This is a genomic window from Phormidesmis sp. 146-33 (assembly GCF_052939515.1).
This window is the reverse complement of sequence record NZ_JBJPHU010000004.1, coordinates 70396-94050: the sequence shown is the minus strand read 5'-3', so window position 1 is coordinate 94050 and position 23655 is coordinate 70396. Positions and strand designations below refer to the sequence as shown.

The following is a 23655-nucleotide window of genomic DNA, read 5'->3' as shown; positions in this document are numbered from 1 at the left end:
AAACATTACCTGAATTACTTAAAGGAACTTTACCCAACTAAGCCCGATCTCAGGGCCCGCACCGCCGCCTGAGTTCGATCATCCGCGCAAAGCTTATTCAAAATGTTGCGAACGTGGGTTTTGACTGTCCCAACTGTGATGTAGAGTTTCTCAGCGATCGTCGCGTTGCTGCATCCATCCACAATTAGCTGCAAGACTTCTAACTCTCGCTCAGTCAGCGGATAAGCTTCGATAATCTGGTTGTATTCAGGCTCCGCAGCGCTGATCGTCACCGTGTTTTCCACCGTTGCGCCGTTGCCGTCCTGGGTATCGCGAGTTTGCCGCAAAACAACACGGGCGATCGCCGGATCGATCCAGGAGTTGCCTTCTTGGGTGACGCGCAGCGCTTCGACGAGTTGATCGAGGCTGACATCTTTCATACAGTAAGAGTCTGCCCCCGCCGCAAACGCCGCCAAAACCACATCTTCGTTGTCTTGCAGCGTCAGAATCAGCACCTTGGTGTAGGGTTCATCTTCCAGCGTTTGTGACTGACGAAATCGCCGCGTTAGCTCAATGCCATCAATGTCAGGTAAGCCAATATCGACGATCGCCACATCGGGCTTGGCGTTGGTTAATAGCTTGAGGCCTTCTGTGCCGTTTGCGGCTTCGCCCACCACCTTAAAGCCAGGGCGCTGTTGTAAAGCAGTTCTCATGCCAACCCGTGTCAGGTCGTGATCTTCAATAAGAGTAATGCGAATGTCATGATCCATTGGAAATCAGCTCCCACAGTTTTTAGAAAATAGCAAAACATGAAAAATAAAAGAGTTGCAATTGTGCAATCTATTGAGGTGGCTATCCTACCTTTTTTAGGATGGCACCCGGTGAGATGACACTTCTTGATGAATCACACGAGTCGAGATTAGAAATTCAGAAGCGAAATACCTGAGACTTTGACAATCGCAATCATCCGGATCTATTTAATAGCATAGGCACAACTAATGGATACGTACGTATGACCTCTGAGATATTCCTTTAGGAATAAATTTATCAAACTTGTGTCCTCTTGGCGATCTGATTAAGACTCAGTGGTGCTAGACACAAACCAATGTAATTATTTCTCAGCCCCACGCGCGAAGCCAACAGTAACATCTCTCTCAAGAGAGGACGAAACCATCAAGCGGCAGAGGATTATTGACTCAATCACGGGCGTTCTCCCTTCAGTAACTAATTACTCCCTGAGATTAATAGACACCCTTTGCCCAATCCTGCTTAATAGAAACGACCTATCCAGAAGCTTGATTTAGAGTGATGTCTCAAGCAGAGTTTCAAGCAGAAAATAGATCTTCTCATTCCGTAATCGGAGACCCCAAAGAACGGTTTCGATCGCCCGTGTTAGCGACTCCTCTCATCGTCTGGAATACCGATCCCGAAGGACGAGTGGTTACCCCGATGCCTGCCTGGAGTGCCTACACCGGACAAACTGAAGCAGAAATTCTTGGCTGGGGTTGGATTCAAGCAGTGCATCCTGACGATCGTGAACTCGTGGCCCAAGTTTGGACTCAGGCTCTCAAAGATCGCATTCTCTATGAGGTGGAATATCGACTACGAGGCGCAGACGGCATTTATCGGGACTTTGCGGTGCGCGGAATTCCAGCGATCAACGAAGATGGCAGCCTGCGGGAATGGGTAGGAGCCTGTCTCGATATCAGCGATCGCAAGCGCATGGAGGCAGAACAAGCCAAAACTCATGCAGCCCTTCAAGAAAGTGAAGATCGGTTTCGCAAGATGGCTGACACTGCGCCCGTTTTGCTTTGGGTTGCGGGAACTGATGCGCTGTGCAATTTCTTTAATCAAAGCTGGCTGGACTTTACCGGACGATCGCTCGATCAAGAAATCGGCAACGGTTGGCTAGAAGGCGTGCATCCTGACGATCGTTCTGACGTTGAGCAAACCTATCAGGCGGCATTTGAGGCGAGACAGTCATTTGAAATGGAGTATCGGCTGCGGCGATCGGATGGGGAGTATCGGGATCTGCTCGATCGGGGCGTTCCTCGATTTTTGGGCGATGGTGAATTTGCGGGCTACATCGGGTCTTGTATCGACATCACAGCCCGCAAGCAGGCAGAAATTAGCCTTGCGACACGGGCCGAAGAATTGGCGCAAACGACCACGATTTTGGCCCACACGGCCGCCATTCTAGAAAAGCGCAATCAAGAATTAGATCAGTTTGCCTACGTCGTTTCCCACGATCTCAAAGCGCCCCTGAGAGCCATCTCCAGCCTTTCGCAGTGGATCGAGGAAGACTTAGAAGCGGTGCTGACGGATGAAACGCGCCATCAAATGGGCTTGTTGCGGGGGCGAGTACACCGGATGGAAGGTCTGATTGATGGCTTACTACAATACTCACGAGTCGGACGCGCCCCCCTCAACCCGGAAGTGGTTTCTGTCAAAGACTTACTCAATGGCATTCTCGATCTGATTGCCCCGCCGCCCAACTTCAATCTTCAGATCGGGCCCATGCCTACTTTGAGAACCGATCGCCTCGGACTTGAGCAAGTGTTTGCCAACCTGATCAGCAATGCGATCAAACATCACGGTAAACCGATCGGACAGGTGAAAATCGAGGCGATCGACCAGGGCAAGTTTTACGAATTCACAGTGCAGGATGATGGCGTGGGCATTGCGCCTCAGTTCCACGAGAAGATATTTGTAATCTTTCAAACATTGCAGGCTCGCGACAAAGCGGAGAACACGGGGATCGGTCTCTCTTTAGTTAAAAAGATTGTGGAGAGTCAAGGAGGTCGCGTCTCGCTGGAGTCAGAAGTCGGCAAGGGGGCAACGTTTCGCTTTACCTGGCTCAAGACTTTACCGAGCTAACTCCTTGTTAAGCTGGTTGACTGACAAAACTCCTAAAACCCTTGATTCTTCGTAGGTTGGTGTTGAGCAACGCGAAACCCAACAGCAGCCTTTCTACCGTTGCTAACGTTGGGTTGAACCTGGTGAAACCCAACCTACCTGAAAAGATTTGTCAGTCAATCAGCCTTGTTAAGTTGTGTAATCTTCTTGACAACCTGGTTTAACAGTCACCTCTAAACCTCCACCCTCTAACCTTTCTAACGAGTGATCCCAAATTCTATATAAATTGTGAAGATAGAGACCGAAGGCTCAATATGTCAGAAGAAAAAATGTTAAACATCCTGCTGGTCGATGATGACGAGGTGGATGTCATGAACGTTCAACGAGCGTTTAAGAAACATAACATCACCAATCCTCTGTTTGTTGCCAATAATGGGTTTGAAGCCTTGGACATGCTGCGAGGAGATCCGCCCACTGTTCCTCCTCATCGCCGACTCATTTTGCTTGATTTGAACATGCCAAAGATGGGCGGCATTGAATTTTTGCGCGAACTGAGAGCCGACGATCGCCTCAAAAGTACCCCCGTCATCGTCCTGACGACATCCAACGAAGATAACGATAAAGTAGAGGCGTATAACCTCAATGTGGCGGGTTACATTCTCAAACCTGTGACGTTTTCTCGATTTTTGGAGTCGATGGCCGCGCTTAACAAGTATTGGATGCTCTGTGAAATGCCTTAGAAGAAATGCCTTAAAAGCAGTTAGCTGTTAGCGACGATCGCTCAACTTCAAAAGCCTGAAAAGTCGATCGTGCTGAACTCAGTTAATCGCTAATTGCCCCTTGTTACCCGTTGACTGCTATGAATGAGACGCTCAAAATCCTGATTGTTGATGACGACAGCATTGATCGTCTGTCAGTTCAGAGATCGCTGCGGGCGGCGGACATTCCCCAAGCGATCGAGGTCGATAGTTATGAGGCAGCAATTGCACAATTACAACAAGAAGACTTTGACTGTGTACTGCTAGATTATCAGTTGCCCGATGGCGATGGATTGAGTCTGGTACAGCAGATTCGACAACAAAAGATTGCGATCGCGCTGATTGTACTCACAGGTCAAGGAGACGAACAGCTTGCTGTGGAATTGATGAAGGCAGGCGCAAATGATTATCTGTCTAAAAATGCACTTTCATCCGATACTTTGGCGCGAAGTTTGCGAAGTGCTGTTCGGGTCAATCGGGCCGAACTTCAAGCAGCCCAAGCCACCCAAAAACTTAGAGAAAGTGAAGAACGCTATCGACTAGTTTTAGAAGGGTCAAACGATGGAATTTGGGATTGGTACATTTACCAAAACGAGGTTTTTTGTAACGATCGTCTTTTTGAAATTGTCGGAATATCACGAGAAGAATTAGGAGCCGCTCAAAGCGCTTTTTTTCGGCTAATTCATCCTGAAGATCAAGATCAAGTGCTGCGAGCGATCGTGGCTCATTTAGAACAGGGTACTCCCTTTGATGTTGAGTTTCGCTTACAGCATTCTTCGGGCAGCTATCTTTATTGCACCTCGCGCGGCAAGGCCCAAAAGGACGGATCAGGCAGAATTTTTCGCATGTCGGGGATCATCAGCGACATCACTCAACGCAAGCAAGCCGAAGAAAAGATTATTCAACTCAATCGAGATTTACAACATCGCGTTACCGAGCTGCAAACGCTGCTGGATGTCATTCCGATCGGCATTGGAATTGCAGACGATCCCACTTGCCAAAAGATTAAAGTTAATGAAAATTTGAGCCAACAATTAGGAATTTCGCCTCAACAAAACGCTTCAAAAAGTCAGCCAGATGGCGATCAATTGCCTTATAAAATTTTGCAAAATGGTCGAGAATTGTTGCCACTTGAATTGCCAATGCAGCGGGCGGCGATGACTGGAATTCCACTCTCTGGCTTAGAACTTGATCTCGTTCAATCAAACGGCAAGACAACCAAAATCCTTTCAGAAGTCGCTCCTTTATTTGACGAGTATGGCAATTCAAGAGGCTGTGTGGGGGCGTTTGTGGATATTACCGATCGCAAACGTGTTGAGGAATCCCAGCGTTTTTTGGCCGATGCCAGCATTTTGCTTGCCAGTTCGCTGGATGCCGCCACAATTCTCAAAAATTTGGCCCAGCTTGCGGTTCCTTATCTGGCTGACTGGTGCATAATTCACACCATTCAAAACGAACAGCCTCACCTGGCTGCGCTCTATCACACTGATCCTGAGAAAATTGTTGCGTTTCGGGAGTTTAGGCAGCGCTACCCGATCAACTTTAACTCTACTGACAGCATTCCTGAAGTGTTGAGAACGGGGCGAGCCAGCTTTCATCCCGAAATTTCTGACACTTATCTCAAAAGCCTGGCGCAAGACACCGAGCATTATGATCTGCTGCGAACCTTTGGGTTTGAGTCGGTGATGGTGGTGCCGCTGTTAATGAGACAGCAAATTTTGGGAGCGATTACCCTTTGTGTCGCGGAGTCCAAGCGTCGTTACAACGAGTCTGATCTAGCGCTTGCCGAAGATTTAGCCCGCCGGGCCGCGCTCGCCATCGAAAATGCCCGTCTCTATCAAGCGACCCAAAGTGCCGAACAAAGTCTCAGACAAGCGATCGTCGTCCTCAACGAGCAACAACAACAACTGCGAACGCTCCAGCAGCTTACCGATTTGCTCAATCAGCGTCTGACCAACCTGCCTGGACTCCTGCAAGTCATGATCGATGCGGTCTGTGAAGCGATCCCCGGTGCCAAATTTGGCTTAATTGTCCTGCAAAATGCCCAAACCCAACAGCTAGAGTTGACCGCCACCACAGGACTCGATCGCGACGATTTTCCGATCAATGAAGCTTTCCAACCCGGCGAAGGTCTATTGGGACACGTCTTCCTCACCGGAGAAACCCACGTCATTCACCCAACCCTTGACCCCGCTCACTCCTCACTCCTTACGCCTCACGCCTCATTCCTCCCCGCTTCTCTCTGCGCCGTCACGATCGAATCTGCCCAAGCCGGAAGATTGGGGGTGATTGCGGTGGGCAACTGGGACGAAACCTCCGCCTTTGATGAAGAAGATACTCGCTTGCTGGTGGCGTTTGGAGAGCAGGCGGCGATCGCCCTTAATAATGCTCAATTAATTAATGCCTTAGAAGAACGAGAAGAACAGTTAGCGATTCAAAATGCAATTCTGGCGCAGCAAAATCAGGCGTTAGAAAACCAGCGTCAACAGATTCAATTACAAAATCTTAAATTAGTCGAAGCGGCTCAACTTAAGTCACAGTTCATCGCCACCATGTCCCACGAATTGCGAACACCCATGAATGCAATTATGGGCTTTTCTCAACTGTTGTTACGTCAGCGTCAGCTATCTCCGGCTCAAGTCGAAATGGTCGATCGCATTCTCAATAATGGCAAAAACTTATTAGCGTTGATTAACGACATTCTAGACTTATCAAAAATTGAAGCCGGCCGACTAGAGCTTAAACTTGAACGGCTCAGTTTACCCGAGTTAATAATTGCGACGACTTCAGAACTACGATCGCTTGCTCAACAAAAAAATCTCGCTTTAGAAACAGAACTTCATCTAACCAATTCTTGGATCATTAATGATAGTTCTCGACTGAGGCAAATCTTAGTTAACTTGATTTCTAATGCCATCAAATTTACCGACGTGGGTACTGTTCGAGTTGAAGTTTCGGAGGTTGAAAATCAGCAGGTTGCGATCGTCGTTCAAGATACTGGAATTGGCATTGCTCCAGAAAACATTGCGAAAATTTTTGAAGAATTTAAGCAGCTAGACCAAACCATCACCCGCAGACATCCCGGCACTGGATTAGGTTTAGCAATTACAAAATGGCTCGTTCAAATGATGAAAGGTTCAATCTTTGTTGAGAGCCAATTAGGAGTAGGAACCACCTTTAAGGTTCAGCTACCCAGATTTCTTGAAGGGTGGGAGCGATCGTAATTTTTCTAAATCCAAACAAGCCAACGCTCTGCGACAATACTTGTGTCAAAATTGAGGAATAACCCATTTTCCCCACTCATTCACAAGCCATTACCTGCCTGATTCTTTGCCAACTATTGTCTAACGGTTACAGAGACATTCATCTATTTCGCTTTAATGACCGAGAAGGATACGTATATATTTTTGCTGGCAGTGAGCTTGAAATCATCGTTTATCGCAATGGTCGCTGGAGGTTTGAATGAAGCCAGATTTCGCAAGCATGTCTCGTAAAGAATTGAAAGCTTATATTCTGTCTCATCGAGACGATTTAGATGCTATCGATGCCTTGTATGAACGCCGCACGCCTGATTCTGAGGCAGTTTGGTTTGAGCCGCCCAAGACGATGGAAGAGGCAGAACAACAGTTTGAAGTGTTTAAAAAGATGGTTGAAGAACGCGAAGGTCGGCAGGATCAGTCTGCTTGAAGTTCACTCTACTCGTTGCTCAGCGATTCTGAGTTTTGCCGATCGCGCCCTCGGATTTTGCTTGACTTCTGAATCTTGAGCAATGATTGGTTTCTTAGTTAAAACTTTGAGCAATGGTGATTCTTTAAAGCGATGTTTAACAATTCGATCTTCTAAACTATGAAAGCTAATAATGGCAATTCTACCTTCTGGTTTTAACCAACTTTGAGCTTTGTCGATGAAGGTTTCTAAGACTAAAAGTTCTTGATTAACGGCAATTCGTAGCGCTTGAAACACGCGAGTTGCAGGATGAATTCGACCATAACGGTATTTGGGCGGTACTGAATAAGCGATCGCTTCCGCTAGTTCCGTCGTTGTCTGAAACGGACGTTTCTCAACAATTCTTCGGGCAATTCTCCGAGACAGTCTTTCTTCGCCAAAGGTGTAAAAAATCTCTGCCAGTTTTGCTTCTTCCCAATGATTGATCGCGTCGGCAGCCGTGAGATCTTGACGGCGATCCATTCTCATATCCAACGGGGCCGTGTGCCGAAAACTAAAGCCGCGATCGCCAATATCAAATTGAGCCGAACTTACGCCCAAGTCTGCCAAAATTCCATCGAACTTCAGGTCACCAGGATCAAACTTGGCAAAGTTACTCTGCTGAAACTGAACACGATCGCCAAACTCAGCTAACTTTTCTTGGGCAGCCGTCAGAGCCTGATCATCCTGGTCGATCGCCGTCACCCTGACCTCCGCTGTCGCCAAAATTAAGGCACTGTGCCCGCCGCCGCCCACCGTCGCATCCAGGTAGTGACCCTGCGATCGAATCGCCAAGCCTTCGACCACTTCCTGACTCAAAACGGGAATATGGGCAAAGGCAGTTTCTACAACGTCATCCTTCATTTTGAATAAATTAAGGCTTTGTCAACCTGTCGGAACCGCTTTTCTAGCTTACCGTTCCCGCTCTGATTCAGAATGACAATCCAGGCTTGAACCGGAAACTGTAGTGCATTGACCAACTGATCAAACTGCTCGGCGGTGAGTTTTCCTGATCCCATAAAATTTTTCTCTTGCACAATTCCCAACACGCAGAACGTCCGCTCAGGAAAGTAAGTCACCTCTTTTTGCACCAGATAAGCCTCTTTGACGTGAGGATGAGCCGCCAACGTTTCGCACAACGCCTCCACCTCCGACGGCGAGAGAGACTGGGACACCAAACGATCGCTTTCCGAAACCCCCGATCGTTCCCGTTGTGCTTTGGTCATCAGTTCATAATGCTGCTCAAGTCGAGTCTGATAAGCCTTTGCTCGCTCTGTGTCGCCCCGTCTCCAAAAGAATGTGTAGAGAGACTGATAAGCGTCGATCGCCACATTAAAATTTTGAGCGATCGCCGTTTCCAGATGCGCTACGCCCGATTCATTCTGTTCCTCTAAGAGCAACTGCCCCAACGTGTAGTGAGCCGCCCAGTAAGTGTCATCCTGCTGCAAAATCTTTTGTAACATTGGCAGAGCAATCTCTTGGCCCTTGATTTCGAGCGTCAAGACGGTCTGAGTCCAAAACTCTTCAAAAGGAAGCGTCTCAATTCTGGCTCTCTGCTCCAAATCTTCTAGCTGCTGACGAGACTCTTGTAGAGACGCATAGCGCTGTCGCCAGGGAGTTGAAACTTCGATCGACCAATCTTTGTCAAACTGAGCAGCATACTGTTGAGCCATTTCACCCAGCAATTGATCCGCCGCACTGACCTGAACCGGATTGGGCAACGTTTCTTCAGAAGCCAGATAGCCCACTGCTTTGAGTCGATCGCCCAAACAGGGATGAGTATCGGCATTGCTGGTTTTCTCAATTAGAGCCTGCTGGAGCCATTGAGAACTCCTTTCGGTAGGGATTGGATCTCGCAGCGCCGTTCTCAGATTGCTGTAAACGATCGCCGGGGGATCAGCCTGATGCTCTGCCTGCTTGTAGACCTCTGCCCAAAAAGACGTTTCTAGAAATTTGGACTTCACTTCTACCGCAATCAAGGCTTCCGCAATATGCTGGTTTCCAGCTACCTCAACGGCACAGCGATCGGCTTCATATTCGTTCATTCTTGCCAACACAAAAGAATAAGCCCCAAAGAACGGCGCATACCAATTAAAGAAGCGATCAAACAGCACCGAGCTTCCATGCTGACTGTCTTGAAACCGCTCAAAAATCTGCATCCAGGTCTTTCTGACTCGATAGATCCACCCCGCAAAGCGCGAATGATTGCCCGAAAGATGCCCCAATTCGTGAGCCACAACCGCTCGAAACTGCTCGACAGAAAGCGCCTGCATTAGAGGCAATCCAACTAGCAGATAGTTTTGATGCCAGCCAAAAACCCCCAACTTGGGCACCTGGACGACGGCCGCGTTAAAGTTGCGATCGAGCAAAATGTGGTGAAATTGAGGCGCTTGCAGCTTGGTGGTCAACTCATCCACCAGCGCAAACAACTGAGGCACCTGCTGACGAGACAAACGGATGCCTTGAGGCGGCGGAAAGGACACCCAGAGCGATCGCACAATTACCCACACCGGAATCAACAGCAACGCCCCCAACTTGATCATTAAGGCATTGACTCGATGGCTAAACAACACGATCGACACGAGCAATGCAACCAGCCCCAACAGCCCCACCAAAATCAAAATCAGATAAGCATAGCCTAGGGCGGCCAACAGTCCTACTCGAAATCGATAGCTGGCAGGCTCCTGGTGGGCAAATCGTTCTAGCTTTTCTACCAGCGCATCAAACTGTTCGTGCGTCATCCGTTTTTGCTCCCAACGGTATAGAAATGAACCTATCGTTTCCCTGGGTGAGGGTGATAATGACTTCAGTCAACCGTAGACAACTCTCCGGACGATTCATCTCTATAATTAAGAAAGCGAAACAAATAGCAGCACAAGGCTTTGGGTGTTTGGGATCGATTGCGTCTCGCTCCATCTGCACCGATCGCTAAGACTGAACCAACTCGATCGCAAGGGGAGACTGTTCAACGATGGCAATGCTTGAAACCAAGACCGAACCGATGGTTCTCAATATGGGGCCGCACCACCCGTCTATGCATGGAGTGATGCGCCTGATTGTGACCCTGGACGGCGAAAATGTGATTGACTGCGAACCCGTGATCGGCTATCTGCACCGAGGCATGGAGAAAATCGCCGAAAATCGCACCAACATTATGTACGTGCCCTACGTCAGCCGATGGGACTACGCAGCAGGCATGTTTAACGAAGCCATCACCGTCAACGCTCCCGAAAAGCTTGCGGAGATCGCCGTTCCCAAGCGTGCCAGCTACATCCGCGTGATCATGCTGGAACTCAACCGCATCGCCAATCACCTGCTCTGGCTTGGCCCCTTTATGGCAGACGTGGGCGCACAAACGCCATTCTTCTACATCTTCCGCGAACGCGAACTCATCTACGATCTGTGGGAAGCCGCTACGGGCTATCGCATGGTCAACAACAACTACTTCCGCATCGGGGGCGTGGCTGTCGATTTGCCCTACGGCTGGGTGGACAAATGTCTGGACTTCTGCGACTACTTTATGCCCAAGGTGGATGAGTATGAGCGCCTGATTACAGACAACCCGATTTTCCGCAAACGAGTGGAAGGGGTTGGCACGATTAACCGTGAAGAAGCCATCAACTGGGGATTGTCTGGCCCCATGCTGAGAGCTTCTGGAGTCAAGTGGGACTTGCGAAAAGTCGATCACTACGAATGCTACGACGATTTTGATTGGGATGTGCACTGGGAAACGGCAGGAGACTGCTATGCCCGATACATTGTGCGAATTCGTGAAATGCGGGAGTCGGTGAAGATTATTCGTCAGGCGATCGCAGGTCTACCCGGCGGCCCCTTTGAGAACCTGGAAGCCAAGAGAATGGCTGAAGGCCCCAAGTCAGAATGGAATGGGTTTGATTATCAGTACATTGGCAAGAAGATTGCCCCCACTTTCAAAATTCCCAAGGGCGAACACTACGTTCGAGTGGAGAGTGGCAAAGGTGAGCTAGGCATCTTCATCATGGGCGACGACAACGTATTCCCTTGGCGCTGGAAGATTCGGGCGGCTGACTTCAACAATGTGCAAATCTTGCCTCATTTGTTGAAAGGAATGAAGGTTGCGGACATTGTGACGATTTTGGGCAGCATCGACATCATCATGGGGTCGGTCGATCGCTGAGGATCGTGAATTAAACAACCTGTAATTCTCGCGGTTTCGCTTCGTTTGATTCGGCTTCTGCCCCCTAAATCCCCCAAATTTGGGGGACTTTGAACCGCGAAACTGCCTTAGATTCTAGAATTCCTTCTTTCTCAAAGTCCCCCAGAATGGGGGATTTAGGGGGCGAAGCGACCAGGCAATCATCGATCTTATTCAATTCACGATCGCTAAGACTCCTTTGTTCGTTCTCTTAACTTTTTGCTTGCATGTAGAGATGCGATTTTGTTCCGTCTCTACATTTTTTTTGGGATCACGGTGTTAGAGTGTCAAAGTTAAGGTGCGTTGCAGGTTTGAGGGCTTTGTTGCGGTTTGCAACACAATCAATAAAGAAAAACAAATTTCACACGAACTGAGCCGTTTTACGATAGGATGAAATCCGGTCAAGCTTGCTGGAGCAACTTTATTACCGCCAGCAGTCAGCCGCTTTGACGTGCAGAGGTTTGACCTAATCTATTTTCCTTTTGTGACTTTGCAAAAGATTTGAATGAGGCGGTATAACGTGGCGTTGGCTCATGAAAATGGTGCTTGCAGTTGCGTCCCTTTTGGTTTGTGTTGGCGATATACAAAAACAGCCAGGAGGGTCGAGCAATCGACGGGCCCAATTTTCGATCGACGTTAGCGACGATAGGTTTTCTGATCGTACCTCTGACTGCACGATGGATTTTATTCGGAGTTCAACGATGCAGTTTCTGGTTTCCACAACTTTTTAAGCCTCTCCAAAATTACAGCGGGCTGCGTCGTGAATAGTTCTACGCTGCTTCGATCGTCTGATCTCCGCCTCAAATCTTTGGCTCAGAAAGGAGTTGACATTTCCAGAATAAACCGCTATCTCTAGTAGTAGCACTAAAGCAAACCGCTACAGATAGTGCTCTACTCCTGAAAACTACTTCGATTGTCTCGGCTAAGGTTTGTCCTCATACACCCCATTTTCCCCTTCGTACTATGAACTACCAAGAGCAGTTAACTCCCTGGGTTGTCTATCAATTGCTGCCCGATTTGCAACGTCAGGCCGTAATTCGCTTTCGTCGTCGCAACGATGCAGATTGTTATGTGAAAGTTTTAAAGCAAACTCGTCCCAATGCAGAGTTTATGATTGCGTTTGAGACCTTGAATAAGGAAGCAGTCGCTTCAGCTTGAGTGAATTGTAGCAGCTAAAGAATTAGACGAGCAAAGCCTTGTTGTAGAGGTTCTAACTGCTGAAGTTGCCTGGTCTAAAGTGACAAGTTTTTAATGAGTTTGCAGGTTCAACCTGACGATCGTACTCTCGACACTCAGCAGGTGAGCAAGCGTCCAATCATTTTTTTCTCACAGAAAACTAGCTTTAGTACGAGTAGTCTAGTTCATTAGAACTAATTACGCAATAGGCAAAGTCAAAATTAGCTTAGAGCCTCTACCGTTTAACTTCTCCTAACTTTGAGTAATTTCATGAATGATCGGAGTGTTGTTCTCCGCGATCGAGTGATTCAGCGAATTCTAGAAAGCGCTCATCAGAGACTCTCATTTGCTGAGTACATGGAACTCGTTTTGTACCATCCGCAGTCTGGTTACTACGCTGCAAATAATGCCAATATTGGGGCGCAGGGTGATTTTTTTACCTCGCCCCATTTAGCTAAAGACTTTGGGGAACTGCTAGCAAAACAATTTGCCGAAATGTGGCAGATTCTCGGACAGCCAAACCCTTTCACACTGGTTGAGATGGGCGCAGGGCAGGGCTTACTTACAGCCGATGTTCTAAATCATTTACAGCGTTGTCATTCCGATTGCTCTACATGTCTCAATTATGTAATCATCGAAAAATCACCCGCATTAATCGCCGAACAAAAACAGCGATTGCAATCCTGGCAGTCTTTGGGTTTACAAATTGATTGGCGATCGCTGACAGAAATTCCTGCCGCCTCGATCACAGGCTGTTTTTTTTCTAATGAGCTAGTGGATGCCTTTCCGGTTCATCAAGTCACGATCGCAGATCGAAAACTACAAGAAATTTACGTTGGCGTTCGCGATGGAGAACTTGTTGAGATTATTGATGAACCTTCAACTTCCGAACTGATTGACTACTTTGATTGCATTGACGTTGACATTCTCTCTTATGAAGATGGCTACCGCACTGAAGTCAATTTGGCAGCGTTGGATTGGTTACGCACCGTCAGCGATCGCCTGCTTCGAGGGTATGTATTAACGATCGACTATGGGCACACCGCAGCAAGATATTACAATCCCAGGCGATCGCAGGGCACTTTGCAGTGCTACTACCAACACAGTCGCCACAACGACCCCTACATTCACCTCGGAGAGCAAGACATCACCACTCACGTTGACTTCACCGCATTAGAGCGTCAAGGCGAACGGTGTGGGTTAGAGAATTTGGGATTTACACAACAAGGATTATTTTTGATGGCACTGGGCTTAGGCGATCGACTAGCCGAACTCAGTCAAACCGAAGCCAATACCGCTCAAGATCTGCAAACTGTCCTTCTACGCCGTGACGCAATCCATCAGTTGATGAATATGAATCCGATGGGATTGGGCACTTTCGGCGTTTTGATCCAGGGTAAAGGGCTAGAGGCAAGTGAGCGATCGTTACAAGGCTTAAAACAGTTCTAATCCAACGTGAATTCGATGAAATCTTTCGCTGCGGTTGTGAATCCAGGCAGCCCCCTAAATCCCCCACGAGTGAGGGACTTTGAACCCAAGATCTTGTCTGAAAGTCCCCCAATTTTGGGGGGTTGGGGGGCAGAAGCGCTGAAGAACGAAGCAAAAAAACCTCATCGAATTCACGTTAATCCAGAACAGTTTTGATTCAACGTAAACTCGGCCCCTTGCGGTTAACTCGAAGAAGATCTAGTTCTTCGCTTCGATGTCAAGCTTTTGCCTCCCAATCTGCCAATTCTAGGGGACTTTAAGATAAGAGAATTTTTGAGATAATCCAGAAAATGAGCCTGGCGATTCAGATCGCGTCTATCAAAACAAAATCATCTTCGTGGGTTAGAAGGCTTCCCCAGTCTACGAAGGTAGGCTCTGCTTATAGAGGCGCGATCGACCGTCAGGCTTTATTTCTAAGAGGTCTAATTTCCGGCTGCGATCGGTTTGCGTGGCTCCAACACTTCTAACCGAACGGGGGCAATCCCGGTGCTGATCAACCCTAAAATACGGGCCGCACCCGCAGAAAGGTCAATGACTCGATCGCCAGCATAGGGGCCGCGATCGTTAATTCGCACAATCACCGATCGACCGTTGTCTAGATTGGTCACCTGGACTTGAGTGCCAAAGGGTAAAGAGCGGTGAGCCGCTGTCATCGCATTCTCGTTAAAGATTTCACCACTGGCGCTGGCATTTCCGTTAAAACCAGGGCCATACCACGAGGCCCAGCCGTTGACGCGAAACTTGACGGGCCCCAAAGAGATTTCTTGCACTCTGGGAGCGGGCTTATTTTGAACTTCTCTCAAGGGAGAGGCATTGCCAATAATGCGACGGAGACGGTTGGTGACCTGAAGGGCATCTTGCTCGGCATTGTGAGTCGTGTCAGGCAGGATGGTATTGGCGTTGACGGATACGATCGTCGTCTGGTTTGCTTTGATGACGTAACGATCGCCGTTCTTAGAGTCCTTCCAACTCACGGTGATTTGCTTTGCATCGACCCCATCTCGATAAAGCTGGTTGAGTTTGGCAGCGATCGCCGTAGCTCTCAAAACGGGATCGGACTGCGTATCAGAATTCTGGCGCGGCTCTGAAGTCGATTCGCTACTGGAACCAGACTTGACTTTGGCGGCTAGATCTCTTTGTGAAGCTCCCATTTTTACGCCGTTAGCGGCAGTTTGAGACCCCACAAAGGTCAACACTGGAATATTGCGAACATAGAGGGTTGCGGCTTTTTTGCCTTGAACCTCGTGAGAATGGATTTTGGCGATACTGTCCTCTCTGGCTTGAGTTTGCGAGGTTTGTTGCTCACCCACTTTTACAACATCGCCCGTAGGAGAGGCTGAGTCGGGTGGGTTAGAAGCGCCCTGATGGTTTGCTTCGGAGCCTTGGCTTACTGCTTGAGTGGACTCGGCATTACAGCCGTGGGTCGCACCAAAGGTTGTTGTCATCAACAGGGTCGCAGTAAGGCCGCTAATTAGTTTTTGATTCATATCTCCATGTGTGAGGGTCACTTGCTATCGAGTTGAGAGTTCGATAAGCGGTTTGCGGAAGCGCAAGATGGCTCGTGTAACTCGTACTCGTTCCGTGTTCACTCCTGGTTACAGAACTGCAACAGACTAGCATGAAGTTTTTACCCAGGGGATCAGGGTGCTATCGGTATGGAAAAAAACTTTACATTATCTTCAAATTCGTTAATTACCCTCAAGTAGTTGCTGTCAGGACGTTGTAGCCATTATTTACCAAAACTACACACTGAGAACTTCATGAAAACTTTACATTAACTTCATAGTGGTTGTGGGTTATGCTGAGGGCTTGTGCCTACTTAGAAGTCAGGCGTGAGGAGGCAGGTGTGAGGAGAGGCAGGTTGCTTTCTCTTTGATCGTTTCACCCTCAGTAGAAATCGCCATCGCAGAGTCAGAGATTAAACATGGATTATCGAGAAGCTGGAGTTGACGTTGAGGCGGGGCGGGCGTTTGTTGATCGCATCGGCAGTCTGGTTAAGCGCACTCATCGTCCAGAAGTGTTGGGCGGCATTGGGGGCTTTAGTGGTCTGTTTCAACTTCCGACGGGCTATCGCGAACCCGTTCTCGTTTCTGGCACCGATGGCGTTGGCACCAAGCTAAAACTGGCTCATACGCTCGATCGTCATGACACGGTGGGCATTGATTTAGTGGCGATGTGCGTCAATGATGTGCTGACTTGTGGAGCCGAGCCGCTCTTTTTTCTCGATTACTTAGCGACGGGGCATCTGGAACCCGAACAACTGGCGCAAGTGGTTGAAGGTATCGCTCAGGGCTGTGAGCAGTCTGGCTGTGCGCTACTCGGAGGTGAAACGGCTGAGATGCCCGGTTTCTACCAGGCGAATGAGTATGATCTGGCTGGTTTTTGTGTGGGCATCGTGGAGAAAAGTCAGATTTTAGACGGCTCGCGGGTGCAACTTGGCGACGTAGCGATCGCCCTTCCCAGTACCGGAGTTCACAGTAACGGGTTTTCGCTGGTGCGGAAGATTGTCGAAGATCGCGGGTTTAATTGGAGCGATCGACCTCACGATCTGAATGGCAGAACTTTGGGAGAAGCCTTACTGACTCCGACTCAGATTTATGTCAAGCCGATTTTGGCAGCGTTAAAGAGCGGCCTTCCGATTCGCAGCATGGCGCACATCACGGGGGGCGGTCTGCCCGAAAATTTGCCTCGCTGTTTGGCAAGCGATCAGGCTGTTGAAATTGATTTGTTTGGATGGGACGTTTTGCCGATTTTTCACTGGTTGGCAATGGCCGGAAAAGTCAAACCCAAAGAGATGTTTAATACCTTTAATATGGGAGTAGGATTTGTGGTGATTGTGCCATCCGATCGCGAGTCTGAAACGATTCAATTTTTCACCTCGCAAAATATCAAAGCTTCGACGATCGGCACCGTCATTTCCGGTACAAAAAACTTAGTCGGACTGCCTGAATAAATCTGTGACCAAAACTCGTAAACAATTTGGTCAGCACTGGCTGCGGAGCGAAAAAGCCCTGGCCAAAATCGTCAGTTCTGCGGAATTGTCTGAGACTGATCGGGTCTTAGAAATTGGCCCCGGTACGGGCGTTTTAACCCGGCAATTATTAACGCAAGCGCAAGCAGTTGTCGCAGTAGAAATCGATCGCGACTTATGTCAACTTCTGTCTAAGAAATTGGGACAAATCAATCACTTTCTACTGCTACAAGGGGACTTTTTGGCGTTAGATGTAGACAATCTGCTCGAACCTTTTCCGGAGTTTCAACGACCCAACAAAGTCGTCGCTAATATTCCTTACAACATTACTGGCCCGATTCTGGAAAAATTGCTGGGAACGATCGCTCATCCCAATCCAGAGCGCCTGGACGCGATCGTGCTGCTGGTACAAAAAGAAGTGGCGCTGCGGCTGTGTGCCAATCCTGACTCGACGCATTTTGGTGCGTTGTCGGTGCGAGTCCAATATTTGGCAGACTGTGAATTTATTTGTGATGTGCCTGCCAAAGCTTTTCAGCCGCCGCCCAAAGTGGATTCTGCGGTGATCCGGCTGCGTCCTCGTGCGATCGCTCATCCTGCCCAGAGTCCTCGACATTTAGAAAATCTGATCAGAGCCGGATTTTTGAGCAAGCGCAAGATGTTGAAGAATAATTTGAAGAGTACGATCGACCCTGATCAGCTAACCGAAATTCTCGAATCATTAGACGTAAATCCCCAAGCCAGAGCCGAAGATCTGAGTGTCGAAAAGTGGGTGAAGTTGAGCGATTGCATTCTCAATCACGTCCCTAAAACTACGACCCCGGTGGATTAAAAATCTGCTCGGCAGTGAGCGTTAATTCTGGAAAAACGGCTGAGAGAATGCGATCGTCATTGCGAAACTGCTGCACTTCATACTCACCGTCAACCCACTGATAAACTGAGATCGTCGGCTGCTTGGGAGAGCCAATATAGCGCCGACCGCCCAATCCCAAATAGTCAACGATCCAATATTCGGGGATGCCCATTGACTCATACGCCTGAACCTTCCTCAAATAATCATCCTGCCAATTAGTGCTGACGACTTCCACGACTAGACGGGCAGATTCACCTCGCGTAATCGTAGATGACTTTTCCCAACGTGGATCAGATGCCAGGGCGCTACTGTCCAAAACAATCACATCCGGTTCATAGCCCGACTCTTCTTCGTCTGGTTTAACAATGCAATCTGTCGGCATAAAGTAAGGCAAGCTCAAGCGTTCTATTTCAACTCCTAGCTTCAAAGTTGTAAACCCTCCGATTTGTGAATGTTTGCCTCTTGGCTTTGGCATTTCGACCACTAATCCTTCGTGTAATTCGTAGCGATACTCTGAGTTTTCGGGATACCAGTCGATAAACTCATCAAAGGTCATGCGTTTAGGAGCGGCCTGTACCAGATTTTCTGCTTGAGCTTGAACCATCTCGTCCTCCTAACGTCTTTCAGCAATTTGTCTTCTAGAACTGATCGTAACCACTAAGAAACATCACACTTCAGCTTCCGTTGCCTGCTTAACTTATGATCAGGGTTGCGAAAGGCGTTACTCTAAAGTGGCTCTAAATAGTATATGCGTTCTTATTCCCTGATTGCTCCCGCCAAAATTAATCTTTACTTGCAGATTGTGGGCGATCTCTTCGACGGCTTTCACGAACTGGTGATGGTGCTGCAAAGTATTGAGCTGGCAGATTTGGTGACGGTGAGAGCGATCGGGACAGATCAAATCCAGCTTCACTGCGACAATCCAGAAGTGCCCCAAGATCAGACCAATCTGGCTTACAAAGCGGCCGCCCTGATGCAGCAAGAGTTTCCAGATTCCTTCTCAAAATATGGCGGCGTTGAGATCACCATTCAAAAGCGCATTCCGATCGGGGCAGGGTTAGCGGGCGGTTCGGCGAATGCGGCGGCGGTGATCGTCGGTCTCGATCTGATGTGGAGTTTGGGACTGACTCAATCAGAATTGCAAGACTTGGGCGCAACGTTGGGGTCTGATATTCCCTTCTGCATTACGGGAGGAACGGCGCTGGCAACCGGACGAGGCGAAAAAATTGACCCGCTCCCAGACCTCAACCATATATACGTCGTGTTAGCCAAGTATCGAAATCTGCCCGTCTCAACTCCGTGGGCTTATAAAACCTATCGTCAACGGTTTGGCGCAACTTATCCCAAAAGTTCGGGTGATCTCGAAGTGCGAAAACAAAACGCGGGAGGAATGCTGGCGGCGATCGCTCAGCAAGACCAAACCCAAATCGCCAAACTGCTGCACAATGATCTCGAAAAAGTTGTCTTACCCGAATATCCACAAGTCCAGGCATTGCGCGATCGCTTTCAAAGCTTGAATGTTCTCGGTACGATGATGTCTGGCTCTGGCTCTACTGTCTTTGCTTTAGTTGAGTCAGTTGAGCAGGCAGAACGAGTGAAAAATGAGATGCGATCTGCGATCGCAGATCCTGATTTAGACTTATGGGTGACAAAATTCTGTCCATCCGGTGTTCGCTTATCCAACCACTAGTTGTTCGAGAAACTCACAAGAAACCTAAATGTATGTCTGACCCAACTCCCTCACCCGAAGTCGTCGCGCCTCCCAGTCCTTTGCGCTGTATTGCAGGATCGATCGTTGCAGGCGGAATGGCTTTTGTGTTTTACAACATGACTAGCTCGATCGCCCTCTCCTTTGCCAGCAAGCCTATTCAATATCACACGGTGGCGACTGCGAATATTGCCGTTGCGGTGAGAACGCTGGTTGTAGGAATGAGCGCTCTGGGGACGGGAGTTTTTGGATTGGCGGCGCTGGGATTGTTTGGGTTAGGCATTCAAACTTGGCTGGGACGATCGAAAAATTCGGTGAACGGTTAAGCAGAGTTTTGGCGATCGTTCAAAAGTTTTCCACAGTTTTAGGCGAGTTTTCCACAGGTTAAATCTGAAGGTTGAGATTTCTTGAGAAACCAGAGCCATCATCTTAATTTTTCAAAGTAGAAAAGCTGAAACGTTGATTCTCTCGTTAAGTTAGGTTGGAGTAGAAGAAAGTTAGCGTGCTTTGTGGGATTGACAAGTTGAACGATCGATACGCCTTAATTTAACCTGTCAAAATCGGCTGAAAGTAGTACAAACGCAGCCTTCTGGCGACCCTTTGCGGGTAACTTGAAGCGATCGCGGCCTAAAATTCTTTTAACCTGATTTGGGTGACCAATCTTGTTAAAGCATTAAAGTTTTCCACAGCCTTTCTCCAATTTGTGCTGCACATTTTTCTGCTATTAAATACCTTGAATTTTAGATTGTTAAGCACCTCGAACATCATGCCCCTGAATGATTGAAAATGGAGATTGGTAGACGGTTTAAATTCTTTCCAAATTGCAAAGGAATTAATTCATGGCTTATCTCTGGTTCAAGGCGTTTCATATTGTTGGGATTGTTTGCTGGTTTGCTGGTTTGTTTTATCTGCCTCGCTTGTTTGTCTATCATGCAGAAGCCAACGAGCAACCCGAACCCGCCCGTAGCATTCTCAAAAACCAGTACCAAATTATGGAGAAGCGCCTCTATCGGATCATCATGACTCCGGCGCTGATCTTGACGATCGTCATGGCGATCGGGCTGGTCTATACCGAACCTGACGTTCTCAAACAACCGTGGCTTCACATTAAACTTGCGCTCGTGGCAGCACTGCTGGTTTACGATCACCTTTGTCTGAGAATCATGAAAAAGCTGGCAGCAGACACCTGTAACATGACAGGTCAACAGTTTCGCTGGTTTAACGAATTTCCCACCGTGCTGTTTGTGATCATTGTGATGTTGGCCATCTTCAAGAACGACGTGCCGACGGATGCCACAGCCTGGTTAATTTTTGGGATGACGATCGCAATGGCAGCCTTCATTCAGCTTTATGCGCGCAAGCGTCGATTGGCTAAAGAAAAGTTAGCGGCCGAAGGCGCAATTTCAGAATCAGGTTCAGAAGTCGGCGCTTAACGCATCGACGAATTTTTCCATTACGGTTGTGACTTTCGCCCCCTAGATCCCCCAATCTGGGGGAATTTGACTATTTACCCAACAGTTTGACAATGCCGACTCCGCCAAAGTAGAGGACGAGAACGGCTCCGCCTAACAAACTTTGTGTCAGCGGATCGGTGGAAGGCGTGATCACAGCGCCCAAAATTGCGGCACCGAGTAAGACGTACTTCCAGCCTGACAGCATTTTCTCAGAGGAGACGATGCCCAAAAATCCTAAAAGCGCCTGGACAACGGGAATTTGAAACGCCAGTCCAGTGCTGAACATTAATAAGAGAACAAACTCGAAATAGCGATCGATTGACCAAGCTTGTTCAACGACATCGGCACCGTAAGTAATAAAAAAGTTCAGCGCGGCGGGAATCAAAGCAACATAAGCAAACGCCAGTCCGCCCACAAATAAAATGCTGGAACCAAAAACAACGGGAGCCAAAAATCGCTTTTCTTTTCGCGTCAAACCGGGCAAGACAAAGGCGACAACCTGATACAAAATGAACGGAGCCGACAAAACCAATCCGGTGTAACCTGCTACTTTAATCGAGACAAAAAAGTATTCTCCCGGCGCAAGCTGAAGAAACTTCACCCCCTGCGCGGGAACTTCAAGCAACTGCACGATCGGTTTGACAAACGCAAAACAGCCAATTACGAAAACAGCGATCGCAATCAGAGAATAAAAGATGCGCTGCCGCAGTTCTTCTAGATGATCAAAGAGCGACATTTCCACATCTTCGATCACGTCATCTGGGGCAATTGTCTCAGGCTCATCCGATGAATGGCTCAACTCATTAGAAGTGCCATCCGTGGGCGTGATGTCTAGCGGCGTTGCGGTTTCGAGTTCCGAAGGGGCAGTCATGGTCGGCTTCTGTCCACAGGTTTGTCCTTATTGTATCGAGGTCAGCGATCGGGGGGAACCGTTTTGAGGAATGAAGCGCAACCTCTTTGAGATCCAAGGGGTCAGTTTTCAAAAGCTGATCACAACACTGATTACAACCCCAAGGAACGCGAGTTTATCAACCTGAGATTCTCTAAATGTGCTTGGTCAGTTGATTTTGGCTTCGTTTCAATGGGTTTCAGCCCCCTAAATCCCTCAAATTTGGGGGACTTTGAAGCTCAAACCCGTTTTGAATTCCAGAATTTTTTGATCTCAAAGTCCCTAGAATGGCAGGGGTCTCATTGTCCAAGGAGAAAAGCCGAAAGTACTGAAAGCTCGTTTGAGCTTCACCAGATATTGCTCAACTTGAGACAAGGTAATCAGCCTTTCACGATTCCTCTGCCGACAGTGAAACCACCCTGCCACACTCTTAAGATACAAGGGGCGTTCCCGAATTTATAACTGTAGTAAATCAATTGATCGAATTGATCGAATTCACGTTAAATTGACCGCGTTCACATTGATTGATCCCTGTTATGAACCATTCCTGGAGCCACGCCAAAAATCTGCTCTGCATTCGGTTGGATACGATCGGCGATGTTTTGATGACGACTCCTGCTCTCAAAGCGCTTAAGGAATCGGTTCCCGGACGGCGGCTCACGTTGCTCACTTCCTCGGCTGGCGCGGCGATCGCTCCCTTTATTCCAGACTTAGACGAATGGATTGTGTACGATTCTCCCTGGCTCAAAGCGACGGCTCCACGCACGAGTAGTCAGCCAGAATTTGAAATGATTGAACAGTTGCGATCGCTCAAATTTGATGGAGCAGTAATTTTTACCGTTTACAGTCAAAATCCTTTGCCGTCTGCTTTCTTAAGCTACATGGCAGACATTCCCTTACGACTGGCGCACTGTCACGAAAACCCCTACCAACTTCTGACCGACTGGATCAAAGACCCCGAACCCGATTTCGGCATTCGTCATGAAGTGCGCCGTCAGTTAGATCTCGTCTCTCAAATCGGTTGTCAAACTTTAGATGAACGTCTGTCGTTAAGCGTTGTAGAAAGTGATCGCGCTGCTGTTCTCAAGACGTTGGAAACATTAAATTTACAAATCGATCGCTCTTGGGTCGTCGTTCATCCTGGTGCTACGGCCGCGTCTCGCCGCTATTCTCCCGAAGGATTCGCCGCCGTTGCCGATCAACTTTCACAACTGGGTTATCGAATTATTTTCACTGGCAGCGATTGGGAAGCCGAACTAATTGCGAATATTCAATCGATGATGCGTGCGCCGTCTCATTCTCTCACTCGCCTCACTTTGGGGGAACTGGCGGCTTTGATTGCGATCGCGCCGATTCTAGTTTCTAACAACACCGGCCCCGTTCACATTGCCGCTGCGGTGGGCACTCCAGTTGTTGACCTCTATGCTTTGACCAATCCGCAACATACGCCCTGGCAGGTTCCCCATCGGTTGCTGTTTCACGATGTGCCCTGCAAGTATTGCTACAAAAGCAGTTGTCCCGAAGGTCATCACGATTGTCTGCGTCAAGTCACCCCCGAAGCGATCGTCGAGGCCACCACTTCTCTACTCAACGAACAATTATTTCTGCCCCCTACTCCAAATCACTCGCCTGCGGTAAGATAGAGTC

Annotated in this window: 20 protein-coding genes; 14 read left to right on the top strand and 6 right to left on the bottom strand. The window is 48.4% G+C overall.

Annotation, left to right across the window (positions count from 1 at the left end):
• Positions 1–29: 29 nt before the first annotated feature.
• Positions 30–749, bottom strand: a complete 720-nt coding sequence (locus ACJ2PR_RS03115; protein ID WP_446856304.1) for a response regulator — start codon at positions 747–749, stop codon at positions 30–32.
• Between the two features lie 538 nt (positions 750–1287).
• Here ACJ2PR_RS03115 and ACJ2PR_RS03110 point away from each other — a divergent pair.
• The 5 genes from ACJ2PR_RS03110 (at position 1288) to ACJ2PR_RS03090 (ending at position 7280) form a co-directional block, all read left to right on the top strand.
• A complete protein-coding gene (locus ACJ2PR_RS03110) occupies positions 1288–2856 on the top strand; it encodes a sensor histidine kinase (protein ID WP_446875872.1) in 1569 nt (522 codons plus the stop codon).
• Positions 2857–3149: 293 nt separating this feature from the next.
• A complete protein-coding gene (locus ACJ2PR_RS03105; RefSeq protein WP_446875871.1) occupies positions 3150–3575 on the top strand; it encodes a response regulator in 426 nt (141 codons plus the stop codon).
• A gap of 119 nt (positions 3576–3694) precedes the next feature.
• Positions 3695–6817, top strand: coding sequence for an ATP-binding protein (locus ACJ2PR_RS03100; protein ID WP_446875870.1), 3123 nt, complete (start codon positions 3695–3697; stop codon positions 6815–6817).
• Between the two features lie 65 nt (positions 6818–6882).
• Positions 6883–7059, top strand: a complete 177-nt coding sequence (locus ACJ2PR_RS03095; RefSeq protein ID WP_446875915.1) for a DUF6888 family protein — start codon at positions 6883–6885, stop codon at positions 7057–7059.
• Entirely contained in the window at positions 7056–7280 is a 225-nt protein-coding gene (locus tag ACJ2PR_RS03090; protein ID WP_446856300.1) for a DUF6887 family protein, read from the top strand. The genes ACJ2PR_RS03095 and ACJ2PR_RS03090 overlap by 4 nt, the downstream gene beginning before the upstream one ends.
• 3 nt (positions 7281–7283) lie before the next feature.
• On the opposite strand, the gene rsmH is transcribed toward ACJ2PR_RS03090, so the two are convergent.
• Both rsmH and ACJ2PR_RS03080 read right to left on the bottom strand, forming a co-directional pair.
• Positions 7284–8162 (bottom strand): 16S rRNA (cytosine(1402)-N(4))-methyltransferase RsmH, encoded by an 879-nt coding sequence (gene rsmH / locus ACJ2PR_RS03085; protein WP_446875868.1) that lies wholly within the window; start codon positions 8160–8162, stop codon positions 7284–7286.
• Positions 8159–10039, bottom strand: a complete 1881-nt coding sequence (locus ACJ2PR_RS03080) for a M48 family metalloprotease (RefSeq protein ID WP_446875867.1) — start codon at positions 10037–10039, stop codon at positions 8159–8161. Before ACJ2PR_RS03080 ends, rsmH begins: the two co-directional genes overlap by 4 nt.
• A 230-nt stretch (positions 10040–10269) precedes the next feature.
• Here ACJ2PR_RS03080 and ACJ2PR_RS03075 point away from each other — a divergent pair, with 230 nt between their 5' ends.
• The 3 genes from ACJ2PR_RS03075 to ACJ2PR_RS03065 all read left to right on the top strand — a co-directional run bounded on the left by ACJ2PR_RS03075 (position 10270) and on the right by ACJ2PR_RS03065 (position 14097).
• A complete protein-coding gene (locus ACJ2PR_RS03075) occupies positions 10270–11454 on the top strand; it encodes an NAD(P)H-quinone oxidoreductase subunit H (protein WP_446875866.1) in 1185 nt (394 codons plus the stop codon).
• 981 nt (positions 11455–12435) lie between these two features.
• Positions 12436–12630 carry a hypothetical protein gene (locus ACJ2PR_RS03070; RefSeq protein ID WP_446856296.1) on the top strand — a complete coding sequence of 65 codons (195 nt, stop codon included), beginning with the start codon at positions 12436–12438 and terminating at the stop codon, positions 12628–12630.
• A 288-nt stretch (positions 12631–12918) separates the two neighbouring features.
• On the top strand, positions 12919–14097 hold the full coding sequence (locus ACJ2PR_RS03065) for a class I SAM-dependent methyltransferase (protein WP_446875865.1): 1179 nt from the start codon (positions 12919–12921) through the stop codon (positions 14095–14097).
• Positions 14098–14558: 461 nt separating this feature from the next.
• Here the strand turns inward: ACJ2PR_RS03065 and ACJ2PR_RS03060 are convergent, their stop codons facing one another.
• Positions 14559–15623 carry a septal ring lytic transglycosylase RlpA family protein gene (locus tag ACJ2PR_RS03060; RefSeq protein WP_446856294.1) on the bottom strand — a complete coding sequence of 355 codons (1065 nt, stop codon included), beginning with the start codon at positions 15621–15623 and terminating at the stop codon, positions 14559–14561.
• Between the two features lie 437 nt (positions 15624–16060).
• Between ACJ2PR_RS03060 and purM the strand changes: the two genes are divergently transcribed.
• Together purM and rsmA are read left to right on the top strand one after the other, a co-directional pair.
• On the top strand, positions 16061–17089 hold the full coding sequence (purM, locus tag ACJ2PR_RS03055; protein WP_446875864.1) for a phosphoribosylformylglycinamidine cyclo-ligase: 1029 nt from the start codon (positions 16061–16063) through the stop codon (positions 17087–17089).
• Positions 17090–17093: 4 nt separating this feature from the next.
• Complete coding sequence (gene rsmA / locus ACJ2PR_RS03050; protein ID WP_446875863.1) at positions 17094–17936, top strand: 16S rRNA (adenine(1518)-N(6)/adenine(1519)-N(6))-dimethyltransferase RsmA; 843 nt, start codon at positions 17094–17096, stop codon at positions 17934–17936.
• On the opposite strand, the gene ACJ2PR_RS03045 is transcribed toward rsmA, so the two are convergent.
• Positions 17917–18561: a Uma2 family endonuclease gene (locus ACJ2PR_RS03045; protein WP_446875862.1), complete on the bottom strand. Its 645-nt coding sequence runs from the start codon at positions 18559–18561 to the stop codon at positions 17917–17919. The two genes, rsmA and ACJ2PR_RS03045, sit on opposite strands and share 20 nt — an antisense overlap.
• A gap of 144 nt (positions 18562–18705) precedes the next feature.
• Between ACJ2PR_RS03045 and ispE the strand changes: the two genes are divergently transcribed.
• The 3 genes from ispE (at position 18706) to hemJ (ending at position 21098) form a co-directional block, all read left to right on the top strand.
• Complete coding sequence (ispE, locus tag ACJ2PR_RS03040) at positions 18706–19647, top strand: 4-(cytidine 5'-diphospho)-2-C-methyl-D-erythritol kinase (protein ID WP_446866874.1); 942 nt, start codon at positions 18706–18708, stop codon at positions 19645–19647.
• 32 nt (positions 19648–19679) lie between these two features.
• Positions 19680–19991: a DUF3082 domain-containing protein gene (locus tag ACJ2PR_RS03035; protein WP_446866875.1), complete on the top strand. Its 312-nt coding sequence runs from the start codon at positions 19680–19682 to the stop codon at positions 19989–19991.
• 513 nt (positions 19992–20504) lie between these two features.
• Complete coding sequence (hemJ, locus tag ACJ2PR_RS03030; RefSeq protein WP_446866876.1) at positions 20505–21098, top strand: protoporphyrinogen oxidase HemJ; 594 nt, start codon at positions 20505–20507, stop codon at positions 21096–21098.
• A gap of 70 nt (positions 21099–21168) precedes the next feature.
• On the opposite strand, the gene tatC is transcribed toward hemJ, so the two are convergent.
• Entirely contained in the window at positions 21169–21990 is an 822-nt protein-coding gene (gene tatC / locus ACJ2PR_RS03025; protein WP_446856287.1) for a twin-arginine translocase subunit TatC, read from the bottom strand.
• A gap of 554 nt (positions 21991–22544) precedes the next feature.
• Between tatC and waaF the strand changes: the two genes are divergently transcribed.
• Entirely contained in the window at positions 22545–23651 is a 1107-nt protein-coding gene (gene waaF, locus ACJ2PR_RS03020; protein ID WP_446875860.1) for a lipopolysaccharide heptosyltransferase II, read from the top strand.
• Positions 23652–23655: the final 4 nt, after the last annotated feature.

Coding starts and splice junctions, on each gene's coding strand:
- ACJ2PR_RS03115 (WP_446856304.1), bottom strand. CDS start 749: ATGGATCATGACATTCGCATTACTCTTATTGAAGATCACGACCTGACA.
- ACJ2PR_RS03110 (WP_446875872.1), top strand. CDS start 1,288: ATGTCTCAAGCAGAGTTTCAAGCAGAAAATAGATCTTCTCATTCCGTA.
- ACJ2PR_RS03105 (WP_446875871.1), top strand. CDS start 3,150: ATGTCAGAAGAAAAAATGTTAAACATCCTGCTGGTCGATGATGACGAG.
- ACJ2PR_RS03100 (WP_446875870.1), top strand. CDS start 3,695: ATGAATGAGACGCTCAAAATCCTGATTGTTGATGACGACAGCATTGAT.
- ACJ2PR_RS03090 (WP_446856300.1), top strand. CDS start 7,056: ATGAAGCCAGATTTCGCAAGCATGTCTCGTAAAGAATTGAAAGCTTAT.
- rsmH (WP_446875868.1), bottom strand. CDS start 8,162: ATGAAGGATGACGTTGTAGAAACTGCCTTTGCCCATATTCCCGTTTTG.
- ACJ2PR_RS03080 (WP_446875867.1), bottom strand. CDS start 10,039: ATGACGCACGAACAGTTTGATGCGCTGGTAGAAAAGCTAGAACGATTT.
- ACJ2PR_RS03075 (WP_446875866.1), top strand. CDS start 10,270: ATGGCAATGCTTGAAACCAAGACCGAACCGATGGTTCTCAATATGGGG.
- ACJ2PR_RS03070 (WP_446856296.1), top strand. CDS start 12,436: ATGAACTACCAAGAGCAGTTAACTCCCTGGGTTGTCTATCAATTGCTG.
- ACJ2PR_RS03065 (WP_446875865.1), top strand. CDS start 12,919: ATGAATGATCGGAGTGTTGTTCTCCGCGATCGAGTGATTCAGCGAATT.
- ACJ2PR_RS03060 (WP_446856294.1), bottom strand. CDS start 15,623: ATGAATCAAAAACTAATTAGCGGCCTTACTGCGACCCTGTTGATGACA.
- purM (WP_446875864.1), top strand. CDS start 16,061: ATGGATTATCGAGAAGCTGGAGTTGACGTTGAGGCGGGGCGGGCGTTT.
- ACJ2PR_RS03045 (WP_446875862.1), bottom strand. CDS start 18,561: ATGGTTCAAGCTCAAGCAGAAAATCTGGTACAGGCCGCTCCTAAACGC.
- ispE (WP_446866874.1), top strand. CDS start 18,706: ATGCGTTCTTATTCCCTGATTGCTCCCGCCAAAATTAATCTTTACTTG.
- ACJ2PR_RS03035 (WP_446866875.1), top strand. CDS start 19,680: ATGTCTGACCCAACTCCCTCACCCGAAGTCGTCGCGCCTCCCAGTCCT.
- hemJ (WP_446866876.1), top strand. CDS start 20,505: ATGGCTTATCTCTGGTTCAAGGCGTTTCATATTGTTGGGATTGTTTGC.
- tatC (WP_446856287.1), bottom strand. CDS start 21,990: ATGACTGCCCCTTCGGAACTCGAAACCGCAACGCCGCTAGACATCACG.
- waaF (WP_446875860.1), top strand. CDS start 22,545: ATGAACCATTCCTGGAGCCACGCCAAAAATCTGCTCTGCATTCGGTTG.